Genomic DNA, 15,645 nt, shown 5'->3' on the forward strand with positions numbered 1-15,645 from the left:
CGCTTAGCCTCGCAGCCGTGTTAATTCGGTTAATAAGGCACTTAATGCTAACGGCCTATTCTGCCCTAAAATTTGTGTTTCGTCACGGCACCAACGATTGTACAACTGATGTACAGCCAGCACCCGGTGCGGCTGCTGCGCACTGAGCGCCGGCAAAAAATAATGCCGCAAAAACCAGCCCAATAATTGCCGTAATTCGCTGATACTATCGAGCTGCTTAATACAGTCAGCCAATGACAGCTGTGCGGCAAAAAACTGCTGCAACGCCTGTATAACGCTCTGCAATTTGTCGGCCTCGCCAGATTCCAGCATTGCTAATGCTTTTAACGGCCCACCGGCGCAGTACGCCAGTAGAAAATCCGGCACCGGCCGGTTTGTCTGTTGCGTCAACCAATCCCGGGTAGTGTCAGTAAACTCTGCCGCCAATGGCCACTGTTGGCAACGGCTGAGCAAAGTAGCCGGTAGTGTTGCTGCAGCACTGGTTTGCAGAATTAAAAAACTGTTTTGCGGTGGCTCTTCCAACGTTTTAAGCAAGGCATTGGCGGCCGCTTCAGTAAGTTTTTCTGCCCGGGGCAGCAGCACCACTTTATTTACCTGCTGTTGTGCCCTGCCTTGCATAAACTGGCTGAGCTTACGCACAGCATCAACACCGATACTGGCGGCACTGCTGTCAACTGTCAGTAAATCTGAGTGGTTGCCGGCGGCACGCAATAAACAACTTTTACACTGCAGACACGGTTTTACCGCATCTTGCGCAGTGCATAATAAACTGGCCGCAAGCCAGTTTGCCAGGGTCGTCTTACCAATACCGTCAGCCCCGCTAAGCAACAAGCCGTGCGCCAGGCGCTGCTGTGCCAGTAACGGCATAAATTGCTGCTGATAAGGTACAAGCCATGGCAGCATAACTTAGCCTAATGCCTTATGCAGAGCCGCCGTAATGCTTTGTTGCACCTGCTCAAGCGTCTGGCCGGCATCTATCACCACGATATTGGGTTCAGTGGCTGCAATTTGCAGATACTTTTGCCGCGTGCGCTGAAAAAACGCCAACTGCTCTTGCTCTATCCGGTCAAGCTCGCCGCGTTGCCGCGCCCGCTCCAACCCGATAGCAGGATCAATATCCAGATACAGTGTTAGATCAGGTCGCAAATCACCCAGTACCGCTGTGCGTAACTGGTCAATAAACGCCTCGTCTAACTGGCGGCCACCGCCCTGGTAGGCGCGTGATGACATATCGTGTCTGTCGGCCAGTACCCACTTGCCTTGCGCTAAGGCCGGCTTAATGACATTACACAGCAATTGCATACGCGCTGCATACATCAGCAGTAGTTCAGTTTGCGGTGCCACCACTTCGCTGGTTTGCACTTGTTTTACCAAAGTACGCAGGCTTTCTGCCAATGGCGTACCGCCGGGTTCGCGGGTACACACCACCTGCCGGCCCGACTGCTGCAAATACTGCTTAATGAGCGCAATAGCACTGCTTTTACCGGCGCCTTCCAGGCCTTCTACTACAATAAATTTAGCCGCCGCCGTCATGGCTTAGCCTCCAAAATATACTTTCTTACCGCAGCATTGTGCTGCTCCAGCGTGGCGGAAAACTGATGAGTACCATCGCCTTTGCTGACAAAATAATACAACTCTGTTTCTGCCGGCTGTGCGGCTGCCAGCAATGAAGGTCGCCCCACCAGGCTGATGGGCCCGGGCGGCAAGCCACGATGCCGGTAAGTATTGTAAGGATGCGGATTGTTTAGATCAGCACGGGTAATATTGCCGTTAAAATCAGCGATACCATAAATAACCGAGGGATCGGTTTGCAAACGCATATTTTTGCGCAGCCGGTTAGCAAACACCGAGGCGACCAGGGTTTTCTCCGGCGGATAACTGCTTTCTTTTTCGATGATCGATGCCAGTATTAATAACTGATAGCGGTTCTGCAGTGGCACATCAATATCACGCTGCTGCCAGGCTGTATCCAATTCGCTGAGTAATGTCTGCTGCGCCCGCTTTACCAGCTCAGCAGCGCTGCTGTTGGCGGTGTAATAGTATGTATCCGGATATAACAGCGCTTCGCCATGCTGTGGTGCCGGCCCCCAGTCTTCAGGCCATTGCAACAGGTGCAATACCTGCTCTGCGTTGGTTATATCCTGCTGTAAGTACTCTGCCTGCTGCAATCTGGCTAAGCTTTGCTGCAAGGTTTCACCTTCAATTAACGTCAGCGCAAACTGGGCTTCTTTGCCGCTGCGAAACAGCGCCAATACCTGCAATAACGTTTGCTCGTTTGCGATACGATATACCCCTTGCTGCACTGCCGCATCTTCCGGATGTAACTTCAGGTACAACCGCAGCATCAGGCACTGGCTTTCACTTACCAGCGCTTGCTGTTGCCACTGCCGGCACAACCGGAGCGCCGAGCTGCCGGGTGCCACGGTGTGAATATCAGCGGATAAATTAAGCGGGATCTGCTGTACATAGCGCACAGACAAGTAATAACCAAGGCCCAACAATATGCCGGTTATCAGAATAATTTTCAGTGTTTTTAACATAGTACCTGCTTTGAAAACTGCTGCACCGTACTAACAGCTAAGGCTCTGCCTGCTATATTGCGTACCGGCACTATACCCATTAAGGCATTACAAATAAACATAGCGTCAACCGACGCCAGCTCAGTAACAGTCCAGTCAACCGGGCTGATCGCTGCCTGCTGCATAATATGCCGGCGCATCACTCCGGCCACCCCGGCGCGCTGCAGTTTTGGCGTATGCCAGACGCCATCGCGGTGTAAAAATACATTTGCCGCCGTAGCTTCAACAATAAAACCCTGCTGATCCAACACCAGTAAATCATCAAAATCAGTGCCGGCCAGCTCTTGCTTTAACAATACCTGTTCCAGGCGGTTGTTATGTTTAAGCCCGGCCAACAGCGGTTGTACTGCCAATTTAAGCGCGGCAATACCAAGACAAACCCCCTGCTGTCGGGCATGACGGTAATCCGGCATCGGGCTGGTTGATACATACACTAAGGGGGCGCCGACATCTGTTGGGGCATAGCCGCGACCACCTTCGCCGCGCGACAGCAGTAACTTTATCACTTGCTCCGGCGCCGTTATCGCAGCTTGCGCTTGTTGCTCAACACCTTGCCAATCTATAGCGCCAAAGCCTAGTTGCACCGCCGCACGTTGCAGACGTTGCAAATGCAGCGGCCACAACAGTATGTTGCCTTCACGCACCTGCATAGTGGTAAAAATACCGTCGCCATAGTTAAAACTACGATCTGTAGCCGGAATGACCGATTGCACACTTGATACCGGATGAATAAAAGCAGCAGTATGCCTTAAAACGCAGATAAAACAAAGGCTGCACCTGGCAGCCTTTGTTGGTTATAACGGTAAATTATGTGTGTTAAAACAGCAAATTAAACACGTTTAAACAAAATAGAACCGTTAGTACCGCCAAAACCGAATGAGTTACACAAGGCATACTCCATCGACACCTGGCGCGCCTGATGTGGCACATAGTCCAGATCACAACCTTCATCCGGGTTGTCCAGATTAATGGTAGGCGTAACAATTTGATCCTGCAGTGACAGCACAGTAATAATAGACTCCACCGAGCCGGCTGCCCCCAACAAATGACCAATCATCGACTTAGACGAGCTAACCATCAGCTTGTCTGCGTTAGCCGCAAATACTGATTTAATCGCCATGGTTTCGGCAATATCACCGGCCGGTGTAGAAGTACCGTGCGCGTTAATATATGCCACCTGCTGCGGATTAACCTGTGCATCATTCAGCGCATTTTTCATCGCCAATGCTGCACCGGCACCGTTTTGAGGAGGCGATGTCATATGGTAAGCATCACCGCTCATACCAAAACCCACCAGTTCGGCGTAAATTTTTGCGCCACGGGCTTTAGCATGTTCGTACTCTTCCAGCACCATTACACCGGCACCGTCGCCCAGTACAAAGCCGTCACGATCTTTGTCCCACGGCCGGCTGGCTTGCTGTGGTGCATCGTTACGGGTAGACAACGCCCGCGCGGCACCAAAACCGCCCATGCCCAAAGGCGTAGAGGCTTTTTCCGCTCCGCCGGCAACCATGACATCGGCATCACCGTAGCTAATCATCCTCGCGGCATGGCCAATATTATGTACGCCGGTAGTACAGGCAGTAACAATACTGATATTAGGCCCTTGCAAGCCAAGTAAAATAGACAGCTGACCGGCAATCATATTAATAATGGTCGATGGCACAAAAAACGGTGATAACCGCTTAGGACCACTGTTCATCAGCTTAGTATGGTTCTCTTCAATTAACCCCAAACCACCGATACCGGAGCCAATAGCGGCGCCTATACGCGGTGCATTTTGTTCAGTGATTTCGATACCGGAGTCACGAAATGCCTGAATACCGGCAGCCACACCATACTGAATAAACAGATCCATTTTTTTCGCCTCTTTGGCTGAAAAAAACGGCTCTACATCAAAGTTTTTTACCAAACCAGCAAACTTAGTGGTGTACGCACTGGTATCGAAATGCTCGATCAGTGATATACCACTTTTACCTTGCTGTAAGCCTTGCCAGCTTGAGGCAACATCATTACCCAGCGGCGTTAACATGCCTAAACCGGTAACTACAACACGACGTTTTGCCACAAAACCCTCCGCCATGGAAATTTTCATCGGACCTGAAACGAAAACGGGTAGCTTAGCTACCCGTTCTGCAAGCTGATAACTTACTCAGCGTGTGCTTTGATGTAATCAATAGCAGACTGAACAGTAGTGATTTTCTCAGCTTCTTCGTCCGGAATCTCAGTATCGAACTCTTCTTCCAGCGCCATTACCAGCTCAACTGTGTCCAGTGAATCGGCGCCCAGATCGTCAACGAAAGACGCTTCGTGTTTAACTTCGTCTTCTTTAACGCCCAGTTGTTCAATGATGATTTTCTTAACGCGTTCTTCGATGTTGCTCATCTTTTCTTCCTTTTTCTCATATAAATCGCAACAGTTCGTGCAATTTTGTGTGGCGCTAGTTTATGCGTAAGCCAGAATTGTTGCAAGCAAACAGAACAGCATTTTGCGCTGGTCAAACCTGCTTAGCAACATAAACCTACACCATATACATACCGCCGTTTACGTGAATTGTTTCACCGGTGATATAAGCCGCCTGGTTTGACGCTAAAAACGCCACTGTAGCAGCAATTTCTTCCGGCTGGCCCAAACGGTTGGCCGGTACCTGAGCAAAAATAGCTTGTTTTTGCTCTTCCGACAGTTCTTTAGTCATGTCGGTATCAATAAAACCGGGCGCAATAGCATTAACTGTAATACCACGTGACGCTACTTCTTTTGCCAACGACTTGGTAAAACCCAATACCCCGGCTTTAGCCGCAGCATAATTGGTTTGGCCGGCATTGCCCATAGAACCGACAACAGAGCCAATACTTATAATGCGACCAAAACGTTTTTTCATCATAGTGCGCATTACTGCTTTGCTTAAACGGTATACCGAGGTTAAGTTGGTCTGCATAATGTCAAACCACTCTTCATCTTTCATCCGCATCAGCAAATTATCGCGCGTAATGCCGGCATTATTAACCAGAATATCAATATCTCCAAACTGGTTTTTTATCTGCTCTAAACATTGTTCAATAGAAGCGGTGTCGCCAACGTTTAACACCAGGCCACAACCCTTATCCGCCAGGTAAGCGCTGATAGCTTCAGCACCTTTTTCAGAGGTGGCTGTACCGACAACTTTGGCGCCAAGGGCAGCTAATTGCTCAGCTATGGCACGACCAATACCGCGGCTGGCACCGGTTACCAGCGCCACTTTGCCTTCTAAAGAAATAAAATTTGTCATGGTTAATCCTTATTCTGCTGCTAATGCAGCTTGTAGCGAAGCAACGTCGCCCACCGAAGCAGCAGTTATATTTTTATCTATACGTTTAATCAAACCGCTTAACACCTTACCGGCACCCAGCTCCAGCACATGAGTTACGCCCTGAGCCGCTAACCATTCAATAGTTTGTGTCCATTGTACCGGGCTGTATAACTGGCGTACCAAAGCATCTTTTACCGCAGCGGCATCGGCTGCAATAGCAACATCGACATTATTTATCACCGGTATGACAGCACTATTAAAGTTAAGTGCCGCCAGGTCGGCGGCTAATTGCTCCGCTGCCGGGCGCATTAACGCACAATGTGATGGCACACTTACCGGCAACGGCAGTGCACGTTTGGCACCGGCAGCTTTACACAGCTCACCGGCGCGCTCTACTGCGGCTTTATGGCCGGCAATAACCACCTGGCCCGGTGAATTATAATTTACCGGTGACACCACTTCGCCCTGTGCTGCTTGCTCACAAGCTAAGGCAATAGCAGCATCGTCAAGACCGATAATAGCCGACATAGCGCCAACACCCGCCGGCACGGCCTGCTGCATATAGTTACCGCGTTTTTCTACCAGTTTTACCGCATCGGCCAGCGATAAGACACCGGTACAAACCAATGCCGAGTATTCACCCAGTGAGTGGCCGGCAAAATAAGCCGGTTGTGCCCCACCCTGTTGCTGCCATAAGCGCCACACTGCAACAGAGGCAGTTAATAACGCCGGCTGAGTACGATGCGTTTCATTTAAATCAGCTTCAGGGCCGTTGGCCACCAGCGCCCATAATTCATAACCCAAAGCCTTTGATGCTTCGGTGAAAGTGTCTTTTACCACATCAAACTGCTGATATAAATCAGCCAGCATGCCGACACTTTGAGAACCTTGTCCCGGGAATACGATTGCAAGTTTTGTTGTCATATTAAGTCCTGCGGAAAATTTTGATGCTAAAGCTTAATAGCGAACCAGCGCTGAAGCCCAGGCAAAACCGCCGCCAAAGGCTTCCAGTAATAAGGTTTGGCCACGTTGAATACGGCCATCGCGAATGGCTTCATCCAGCGCTGTCGGCACCGTTGCCGCTGAGGTATTGCCATAGCGGTCCAGGTTAATAACAACCTGGTCCATCGACATATCCAATTTACGTGCTACAGCAGAGATGATACGCAGGTTTGCCTGATGCGGTACCAACCAGTCAATTTGTGATTTATCCAGATTGTTGGCCGCCAGTGTTTGCTCTACCACTTCAGATAATTTCGTTACGGCAACTTTGAAAACATCGTTACCCTTCATTGAGCCCCAGGATTGATGCACAGACTGTTCATCACCACGAATTGGGTTATCGACATACAACAATTCCGAATATTTACCGTCGGCATGAATATGGGTAGATAAAATACCCGGTTTCTCAGACGCTTCCAGTATTACTGCGCCGGCGGCATCACCGAACAGGATCACCATGCTTCTGTCTTCCGGTGATATTAAGCGCGACAAACAGTCTGAGCCGATAACCAAAATACGTTTGGCGATACCGCTTTTAATATACTGATCTGCTACGCTCAGGCCATAACAGAAGCCGGCACAGGCGGCGGCAATGTCAAAGGCCGGAATGGCCGGGATCTCGAGCTCACGTTGAATTTCACAAGCCGCACTGGGTAATGCGCGGGAAGCGCTGGTGGTGGCACAGATAATCATATCTATGCTGTTTTTATCGATATCGGCCGCTTCAATGGCTTTTAATGCCGCTTGCGCACCCATAGTAGAGACGGTTTCGTTGTCACCGATAATACGGCGCTCTTTAATACCTGTACGTTCAATAATCCATTCGTCGGTGGTTTCAACCATCGATTCCAGATCAGCGTTACTGCGAACCTGCGACGGGAAATAACTCCCGGTACCTATAATGCGTGAATACATGAGGACCTACGCTTTATCAATTAATACGTGTTCCAACCGGTCTTTAATCTTGGCGGGCACCTGGCGTTCAACCTCGCGCACCGCCTGACGGATGGCACTGAGAAATGCTTCTTTAGTCGCATTTCCATGACTTTTCACTACAATTCCGCGCAATCCTATCAGACTTGCACCGTTATAGTGGTCGGGGTTCACGCCCTGATAAAGGTTTTTTATAAAAGGTTTGATTAACCAGCCGAATAATTGTGCAGTCACTTTATCTTTAATGCTCGATTCAAAGCGGCGCAGGATGAGTTTGGCCACACCTTCACAGGTTTTCAGCGCGACATTGCCAACAAAGCCGTCACAGACAATCACATCGGCTTTGCCGGTAAAAATGTCATTACCTTCGATATAGCCAATGTAATTAATGTCGTTACATTCAGACAACAACATTGATGCGCGTTTTATCTGATCCGAGCCTTTAATTTCCTCTTCGCCCATATTCAGTAAAGCCACTTTAGGCTGACTGATACCAATCACCTCTTCAGCCATTACCGCGCCCATCACGGCAAACTGGAATAAGGTATCAGCGTCGCAGTTTACGGTAGCGCCTAAATCCAGCATATACACCGGATTACCTTCCATCGCCGGCAACGCACTGATCAGCGCCGGGCGGTCTACGCCGTTGAGCATTTTCAGTACAAAGTGTGCCATGGCAATTAACGCCCCGGTATTACCGGCACTAACGCAGGCCTGCACTTCGCCTTTGTCGACTAAGTCCAGCGCAACCCGCATTGATGAGTCGCGTTTAGAGCGCAGGGCAACCGACGGTTTATCGGCCATGGTAACGATTTGTGTACTGTGACGCAGGCTTAATTGCGGATGCGGAAAAACACCGTGCAACTTCAGTTGCTCAGTTAAATTAGCTTCATCGCCACACAAAATAAGGTGTAACTGAGGGAATTCACAGATCGCTGCCAAAGCGGCAGGAATAGTAGAATGGGGGCCGTGATCGCCCCCCATCATGTCTAATGCAAGTGTCAGCTTAGTTGGCTGCACCAGCTGCATCCAGACTTATTTTACTTTACGGCCTTTGTAGTAACCATCGGCAGTGATGTGGTGGCGACGATGCGTTTCACCGGTAGTAGAATCAACTGACAGCGTTGGGCCAGTTAATGCATCGTGTGAGCGACGCATATCGCGACGTGCACGTGATTTTTTGTTTTGCTGAACAGCCATGGTATTTCTCCTAAACTCACTTTTTCTTTAATTCTGCCAGTACAGCGAAAGGATTGGGTTTTTCCGGTTCAGGCCCGATATCACCAAAGCTCATCAATGCCGCACTAACGGCGCAAACCGCTTCGTCGTGCATTGGGAACAGTGGTAAAGCCAGAATCAGCTCATCTTCCACTAACTGTCGTAAATTTATTTCGCCGTGTTCGTCTTTCTCGATCACGTCGTAACGCTCAGGAATTAACTCCAAAGCAGCGTCATCACCCGGCTTAACCGGAGTGTATGCAAAATTGCAGTCCAACGACACGGTCATGCTTTCGCTACAACGTTCGCAGGTTACACTCACTTCGCAAGAAGCGCTACCCTGTATTACAGTCAGGCCTTGCTGATCAGTACCGCATTCAACTCGTACCGTTACCTCGCCTTGCGGATTAAGCAGGCTTTGAGTTAACCGGGTTAAATTTACTAACGGCACAAAGCCTTCGTAATCAGAGCGCTTTTGCGCTGCTTTAACCGGATCTATAGTAACGGGTATTTTTACTTTTTGCATAAGGCGCGCATCATATAGAAGCGCCCCTGCGCTGTCAAAGGGATCAGACAGATATTTGTCGTTTTTCTCGCGCATTTTTATCATTCTGTTTATAGTGCGGCCTATTCTGCATAAAAAGACTATTTATCAATGACTGAGCCCGCTTTGCCAGCGCTGTATCTGGCCTCTACCTCAAAATACCGTCAACAGCTGTTAGCTAAGCTGACAACGCGGTTTCACACCGCAAGGCCAGAGGTTGACGAAACATCGCTGGCAAACGAGAGTGCGGAGCAATTGGTGCGGCGTTTGGCCATCGCCAAGGCTCAGGCCATTGCCGCGGGCTTAAACGCTGGGTTGGTAATTGGCTCAGACCAGGTGGCACTATTTAACAACGATATTATCGGCAAACCGCACAGTGCAGAAAACGCGCTGGCGCAATTACGCCGTTTTAGCGGTAATACGGTAACCTTTCTTACCGGGCTGGCGCTGGTTAATGCGCAAAGCGGCAATATACAGGTAATCGTTGAGCCGTTTAACGTGAGCTTTCGCAGTTTGACCGATGCCGAGATCATGGCCTACATCGATAAAGAGCAGCCACTGGACTGCGCCGGCAGCTTTAAAAGCGAAGGCCTGGGCATTAGCCTGTTTAGCAAACTCAATGGTGACGACCCCAACAGCCTGATTGGCCTGCCACTGATCCGGCTAAACCAGATGCTGTTAAATGAAGGCGTTAATGTGCTATTCTTGGATGAGCATAAAGGTGGATCCGGCTTGCTCTAAGTCAACCGTTGCAGGCCAGGATGGCCGAATCGAGCCCCCAGGGAAGGGTTAACGGCGTGTTGACGTGAGCAAACCGGAGACGCCAAAACTATCAGGATTAAATAACCTGCAATAATTCAGGTATCGAATCAATAATGGCTTTGGGTGCAAACCGGCTTAATACGTCGCGGCCATGCACACCATGGGTTACGCCTACACGCGGCATCGCAATGGCTTGCGCCATTTTCATATCATGGCTGGTATCGCCCACCATCACCGCCTGCTGTGCCGGCAAATCCAGCTCATGCAGAATTTGTTGCAGCATCTGCGGATGCGGTTTCGACTGCGCTTCATCAGCACAGCGGCTGGTGTCGAAGTACTTCTCCAGCCCGGTCTCAGCAAACATCCGCTTTAAACCGCGTCGCTGTTTGCCGGTAGCCACCGCCAGCTTAATGTTGTTATCTTTTAATTGCTGTAATACCTGTTCAACACCGGCAAACAGCGGTGTTGGTGTGGTGTCATATAAGGTGTAATGATCACGGTAATGTGAAAACAACTGCTGACGTTTGGCCTCTTCAACGCCCGGGAATAACATATCAAATGCCGGATCAAGGCTTAAGCCAATGATCTGCTTAACGGCAAACTCGCTGGGCACGATTAATTCAGCTTTCACTGCCGCCGCCCGCATAGACGATACAATGCGCCCGACAGAGTCCATTACGGTGCCGTCCCAATCAAAAATGACCAGCGACACCTTATCCATCACAGGCATATCTGCTACAAGCTTATCTACTACATTCTGCATCAGTTTACTTTCTCGTTAATTTTGTCAGCGCTTGCTCCAGCACCGGGTCCAGCGGTGCTTCGATCCGCATCGTCGTTTCTGTCATCGGATGGATAAAACTCAGAATTTTTGCATGCAAAAACAGTCGGTTTAAGCCAATTTGCTGCATCTGTGTGGTAAAAGCATTGTCGCCGTATTTATCATCACAAGCGATAGGATGTCCGGTACAGGCAGTATGCACCCGAATTTGATGGGTACGGCCGGTTACCGGAAATGCCTCGACCAGGGTACCTTCCCGGTAGCGTTGCAGAATACGAAAGCGGGTTTCTGACGGCTTGCCTTCCCGCTCATCTACCCGCACTACCCGCTCACCGGATTGCAGAGTATTCTTTTTCAGCGGCTCAGTAACTTTGCGCACCTTGTTGTCCCAGTCACCGGCGACCAGTGCCCAGTATTTTTTCTCAACGGTTTTATTACGCAATTGCTCATGTAAGTGAGTTAGCACTGAGCGTTTTTTGGCAATCAGCAAACAACCTGAGGTATCACGGTCCAGCCGGTGCACCAGCTCCAGGTGCTTCGCCAATGGCCGCAGGGCCCGCAATGCTTCTATCACGCCAAACTGCAAACCGCTGCCACCGTGCACCGCCATGCCGGAAGGTTTATTAAGTACAATCAAATCGTTATCTTCAAATAAAATATGTTGCTCGAGATTTTTCACCATCGATAACTTTACCGATACCGGTTCGCCTTCTGCCGCAACGGTTAACGGCGGAATGCGCACCACGTCGTCCTGCTGCAGTTTGTATTCAGGTTTGATGCGTTTTTTGTTCACTCGCACCTCACCTTTGCGCAAAACCCGATAAATAACACTTTTCGGCACGCCTTTGAGCCGTGCAAGTAAAAAATTATCTATACGCTGCCCAATAAAATCAGGTTCTATTTCAATTAATTGCACAGGTAACTTGATTTCATCGCTCATGGGTTTTGAATACTCTGCTAATATTAGATTTCAGTTGCTATCGGCTGCACATTAGTGGGATAATCACCCCGCTAATTATGCCAAAAACTGGCAATTAGGGCGCTCAAAGTGACGTAAGAGAATTTGTGCGGCAGCGCTTGGGGGACTGATCATACCGAAATCGTGGTGAAAACCAACGTTTTTTATACCCCCGGCGTAAACCAAACGCCATTTGCCTGAGATAATGTTGCGTAATCTGTTATCAACAGCGGCAAAACATGAGTTCCGGTCAACCAGAGCATAAAAGATATTGCTATAACGCAGCGCCGTAAGGCGGTGTGTTTCAGATCCAAAAACGAAAACAGCATAAACTGCTCTGCCATCATAAAGGCCTAAGCAGTGACAATTTGGTTTCTTCAGACATTCCAGTCGTGAGACTGCACCCATTAGTGTTTGATAACGTCTGAACACGCAGGTGCCCGCAGGGCTGCGTTGTGGCTGCAAAATGCGAGTCACTAACGATGAAAAGAATGTTAATTAACGCGACGCAGGAAGAAGAAATCCGCGTTGCACTGGTCGATGGCCAGAAACTGTACGATTTAGACATAGAAAGTCCCGGCCACGAACAAAAAAAGGCCAACATTTACAAAGGTAAAATAACCCGCGTTGAGCCAAGCTTAGAAGCGGCTTTTGTTGACTACGGTGCTGATCGCCATGGTTTTTTACCCCTGAAAGAAATCTCCCGCGAGTACTTCCCTGCCGGTTACAGTTTCGATGGTCGTCCGAACATCAAAGAAGTGGTAAAAGAAGGCCAGGAAGTTATTATCCAAATTGATAAAGAAGAACGCGGCCAAAAAGGCGCCGCTTTAACCACCTTTATCAGCCTTGCCGGTTCTTATCTGGTGCTGATGCCGAACAACCCGCGTGCCGGGGGTATTTCCCGCCGTATCGAAGGTGACGAGCGTCAGGAATTAAAAGATTCATTAGGCCAGTTAGAAATGCCGGATGGCATGGGTTTAATCGTGCGTACTGCCGGTGTCGGTAAATCTTATGAAGAACTGGATTACGATTTAAAAGCGCTGTTAAAGCACTGGTCGGCTATTACTGAAGAAGCACAAAAGCGCGCATCGCCGTTTTTAATCCATCAGGAAAGCAACGTGGTATTTCGCGCTATTCGTGATTACCTGCGCCGCGATGTTGGTGAAATCCTGATCGACAACCCGCGTATTTTTGAAGAAGCTAAAGTTTATATCCAACAATTCCGCCCGGATTTCGCTCACCGCGTTAAGCTGTACCAAGGCGAAGTGCCGCTGTTTATGCACTTTCAGATTGAAACCCAAATTGAATCTGCATTTCGCCGCGAAGTACGTCTGCCATCAGGCGGCTCTATCGTAATCGACAGCACTGAAGCTTTAACCGCTATTGATATCAACTCGTCTAAAGCCACCAAAGGCGGCGATATTGAAGAAACGGCGTTTAACACTAACCTGGAAGCGGCCGATGAAATTGCCCGCCAGTTACGCCTGCGTGACTTAGGTGGTTTGATCGTTATCGACTTTATTGATATGACGCCGGTACGCCACCAGCGCGAAGTAGAGAACCGCTTAAAAGATGCCGTTAAACACGACCGCGCCCGCGTGCAAATCGGCCGTATTTCGCGCTTTGGTTTATTGGAGATGTCACGTCAGCGCCTGCGCCCGTCACTGGGTGAATCCGCTACGCATGTGTGCCCGCGCTGCCATGGCCGCGGCACTATCCGCAGTACTGAGTCCTCTGCGCTGTCTATCCTGCGGTTAATTGAAGAAGAGTCAATTAAAGACAATACCAGTCAAATTCATGCTCAGGTACCGGTGTCTGTCGCCACTTACCTGATGAACGAAAAGCGTGAATCAGTGCGCCGCATTGAAACCCGCCATGGTATCCGCGTGTTTGTTATTCCGAACGAACATCTGGAAACACCAAACCATGAAGTGATCCGTATCCGTATCGACGAAGAAATTGATGATGTCAGCTACAACATGGTGAAAGCGCCTGAAGCGACCACCACCTTGTATCAACCGGCATCTGATGCAGTAAAAGAAAAACCGGCTATTTCTGCTATTAATATTGCCGACAGCAGCGCAGCACGCCCTGCCTCTAAAGCAACAGCTGAGGCAGCACCGGCGGCACAAGGCGGATTGTTTAAAGCAATAAGCAACTGGTTTGGTAAAGTATTTGGCCCGGCCGAAAGCCAACCGGAAGTTAAACCGGCAGCGAAAGCTACCGGGCGCACTAATCAGCGCAGTGGTAATCGTGATGGCAACCGTGACAATAGCCGTGATGCAAATCGTGACGGCAGTCGCGAAAATGGCCGTGATGCAAACCGTGATAATAACCGTCGCCGTAATAAACCGCGTCGTCGCAATGAAGGCGAAGACCGCGCCACAACTGCGGTAAAAGACGATACAGCGCAAAACAAACCGGAACGTCAACAACGTCCGCCACAAGAGGCGCGTGCACCAAGGCCGCAACAGGAAGCAAGAAAGCCGCAGGATAAACCTGCTGCAGCACCGGTAGTAAAAGAACACGACGATGAAGACAGCGCACCGCAACGTATTGCCGAGCGGCGCCAGCGGCGTAATGTTCGCAAGTCAGTGCGGATGGATAAGCCAGAAGCTGCAACTGTTACCACAGCGGTTACTGCACCGGTGGCAGAAACCGTGGCTACAGCGCAAACAGCGGTAGCGACAGAAGCTGTTACAACAAAAGAAATACCGGCCAATCCGGTTGTTGAAAGCACAGCTAATGACGCGGTAACTGCGGCACCGGCAGAAACTGTTGTGACAGTTGAGACCGTAGCTGACAGCAGCACGACCGAAGTTGTCAGCGCTAAAAATGATGCAACGACTGAAGAAGCGGCAGAGCCACGTAGCCGTAACCGTCGTTCACCGCGTCATTTACGCGCTGCTGGTCAGAAGCGTAAGAAAGATCAGGAGCAAACAGAAGCAGCTGAAGCAGTTGCCGATGTACAGGATCAAGCTGCTACCACAGAAACTGCAGATGCTACCGTGCAAAACACAGCTGAAGCGGTAGCTCCTGTAACAGCAAATGAAGCAACAGCTGAAACAGCTGACGCTGTGCCGGCAGATAAGCCAAAACCACGCAGCCGTCGCAAACCGGCCGCGAAAAAAGCAGATAAAGCCGAAGCAGATGTTGCAGTAAACACTGAAGCAAGCGCTGAACCAGCTACTGCCGTAAAAGCTGCACCGGTAGCTGAGGTTACTGCTGAAACAAAGGCAGAGACGAAAGTTGCAGCTATAGCTGAAGTAGCTGTTAAGCCGGAAGCTGTAACTGTTAAAGCAGCGGCACCTAAGTCGGCAGCGAAACCTGCAGGCGGCCGTTATGCACAAATGGTAGTAGCTACTATGACTAAACCGGAAGCCGTTGACAGCACTGCATCAGCAAGCGCCGAAGCTCCTGTAGCCACGCCGGCTGCAGCGCGGCCAAGCGTTGCCAGTTCAGAGCGTCCTGCCGGTTCAGCATTCGCCCGTCAGGCAGTCACAGCACCGATGACCAAACCTAAAGCAGATGAATAATCTGCTTTGCCAGGCGCATCAATGATGCGCTGAACACAAAAAA

At 49.9% G+C, this 15,645-nt stretch carries 16 protein-coding genes; 2 read left to right on the forward strand and 14 right to left on the reverse strand.

Annotated elements, in window-relative coordinates:
* Nucleotides 1-3 precede the first annotated feature (3 nt).
* The 12 genes from holB to yceD form a co-directional block, all read right to left on the reverse strand.
* Nucleotides 4-903, reverse strand: a complete 900-nt coding sequence (gene holB / locus HRH59_RS04630; protein ID WP_173500113.1) for a DNA polymerase III subunit delta' — start codon at nt 901-903, stop codon at nt 4-6.
* Nucleotides 904-906: 3 nt separating this feature from the next.
* Nucleotides 907-1,533: a dTMP kinase gene (gene tmk, locus HRH59_RS04635; RefSeq protein WP_173500114.1), complete on the reverse strand. Its 627-nt coding sequence runs from the start codon at nt 1,531-1,533 to the stop codon at nt 907-909.
* Entirely contained in the window at nt 1,530-2,540 is a 1,011-nt protein-coding gene (mltG, locus tag HRH59_RS04640) for an endolytic transglycosylase MltG (RefSeq protein WP_173500115.1), read from the reverse strand. Before mltG ends, tmk begins: the two co-directional genes overlap by 4 nt.
* Complete coding sequence (gene pabC, locus HRH59_RS04645; protein ID WP_173500116.1) at nt 2,534-3,292, reverse strand: aminodeoxychorismate lyase; 759 nt, start codon at nt 3,290-3,292, stop codon at nt 2,534-2,536. Before pabC ends, mltG begins: the two co-directional genes overlap by 7 nt.
* Before the next feature lie 116 nt (nt 3,293-3,408).
* The gene (gene fabF, locus HRH59_RS04650; RefSeq protein WP_173500117.1) at nt 3,409-4,647 is read right to left on the reverse strand and encodes a beta-ketoacyl-ACP synthase II; all 1,239 of its coding nucleotides are present in this window, start codon (nt 4,645-4,647) and stop codon (nt 3,409-3,411) included.
* Between the two features lie 80 nt (nt 4,648-4,727).
* The gene (acpP, locus tag HRH59_RS04655; RefSeq protein WP_068231583.1) at nt 4,728-4,964 is read right to left on the reverse strand and encodes an acyl carrier protein; all 237 of its coding nucleotides are present in this window, start codon (nt 4,962-4,964) and stop codon (nt 4,728-4,730) included.
* Nucleotides 4,965-5,100: 136 nt separating this feature from the next.
* A complete protein-coding gene (gene fabG / locus HRH59_RS04660) occupies nt 5,101-5,847 on the reverse strand; it encodes a 3-oxoacyl-ACP reductase FabG (RefSeq protein ID WP_178089477.1) in 747 nt (248 codons plus the stop codon).
* Nucleotides 5,848-5,856: 9 nt separating this feature from the next.
* The gene (gene fabD / locus HRH59_RS04665; protein WP_173500118.1) at nt 5,857-6,792 is read right to left on the reverse strand and encodes an ACP S-malonyltransferase; all 936 of its coding nucleotides are present in this window, start codon (nt 6,790-6,792) and stop codon (nt 5,857-5,859) included.
* A 33-nt stretch (nt 6,793-6,825) separates the two neighbouring features.
* A complete protein-coding gene (locus tag HRH59_RS04670) occupies nt 6,826-7,785 on the reverse strand; it encodes a beta-ketoacyl-ACP synthase III (RefSeq protein WP_173500119.1) in 960 nt (319 codons plus the stop codon).
* Nucleotides 7,786-7,791: 6 nt separating this feature from the next.
* Nucleotides 7,792-8,832 carry a phosphate acyltransferase PlsX gene (gene plsX, locus HRH59_RS04675; RefSeq protein ID WP_173500120.1) on the reverse strand — a complete coding sequence of 347 codons (1,041 nt, stop codon included), beginning with the start codon at nt 8,830-8,832 and terminating at the stop codon, nt 7,792-7,794.
* A gap of 6 nt (nt 8,833-8,838) precedes the next feature.
* Nucleotides 8,839-9,003: a 50S ribosomal protein L32 gene (gene rpmF / locus HRH59_RS04680; RefSeq protein ID WP_008223049.1), complete on the reverse strand. Its 165-nt coding sequence runs from the start codon at nt 9,001-9,003 to the stop codon at nt 8,839-8,841.
* Nucleotides 9,004-9,019: 16 nt separating this feature from the next.
* Nucleotides 9,020-9,547 (reverse strand): 23S rRNA accumulation protein YceD, encoded by a 528-nt coding sequence (gene yceD / locus HRH59_RS04685; protein WP_173500121.1) that lies wholly within the window; start codon nt 9,545-9,547, stop codon nt 9,020-9,022.
* A gap of 129 nt (nt 9,548-9,676) precedes the next feature.
* Between yceD and HRH59_RS04690 the strand changes: the two genes are divergently transcribed.
* Nucleotides 9,677-10,306, forward strand: coding sequence for a Maf family protein (locus HRH59_RS04690; protein ID WP_269435435.1), 630 nt, complete (start codon nt 9,677-9,679; stop codon nt 10,304-10,306).
* 97 nt (nt 10,307-10,403) lie between these two features.
* On the opposite strand, the gene HRH59_RS04695 is transcribed toward HRH59_RS04690, so the two are convergent.
* A complete protein-coding gene (locus tag HRH59_RS04695; RefSeq protein ID WP_231702398.1) occupies nt 10,404-11,090 on the reverse strand; it encodes an HAD-IA family hydrolase in 687 nt (228 codons plus the stop codon).
* 4 nt (nt 11,091-11,094) lie between these two features.
* Complete coding sequence (gene rluC, locus HRH59_RS04700) at nt 11,095-12,048, reverse strand: 23S rRNA pseudouridine(955/2504/2580) synthase RluC (RefSeq protein WP_173500122.1); 954 nt, start codon at nt 12,046-12,048, stop codon at nt 11,095-11,097.
* Between the two features lie 500 nt (nt 12,049-12,548).
* Between rluC and rne the strand changes: the two genes are divergently transcribed.
* The gene (gene rne / locus HRH59_RS04705; RefSeq protein ID WP_231702399.1) at nt 12,549-15,602 is read left to right on the forward strand and encodes a ribonuclease E; all 3,054 of its coding nucleotides are present in this window, start codon (nt 12,549-12,551) and stop codon (nt 15,600-15,602) included.
* The last annotated feature ends 43 nt before the right edge of the window (nt 15,603-15,645 follow it).

This window comes from Rheinheimera lutimaris, assembly GCF_013283795.1.
Classification (GTDB): domain Bacteria; phylum Pseudomonadota; class Gammaproteobacteria; order Enterobacterales; family Alteromonadaceae; genus Alishewanella; species Alishewanella lutimaris.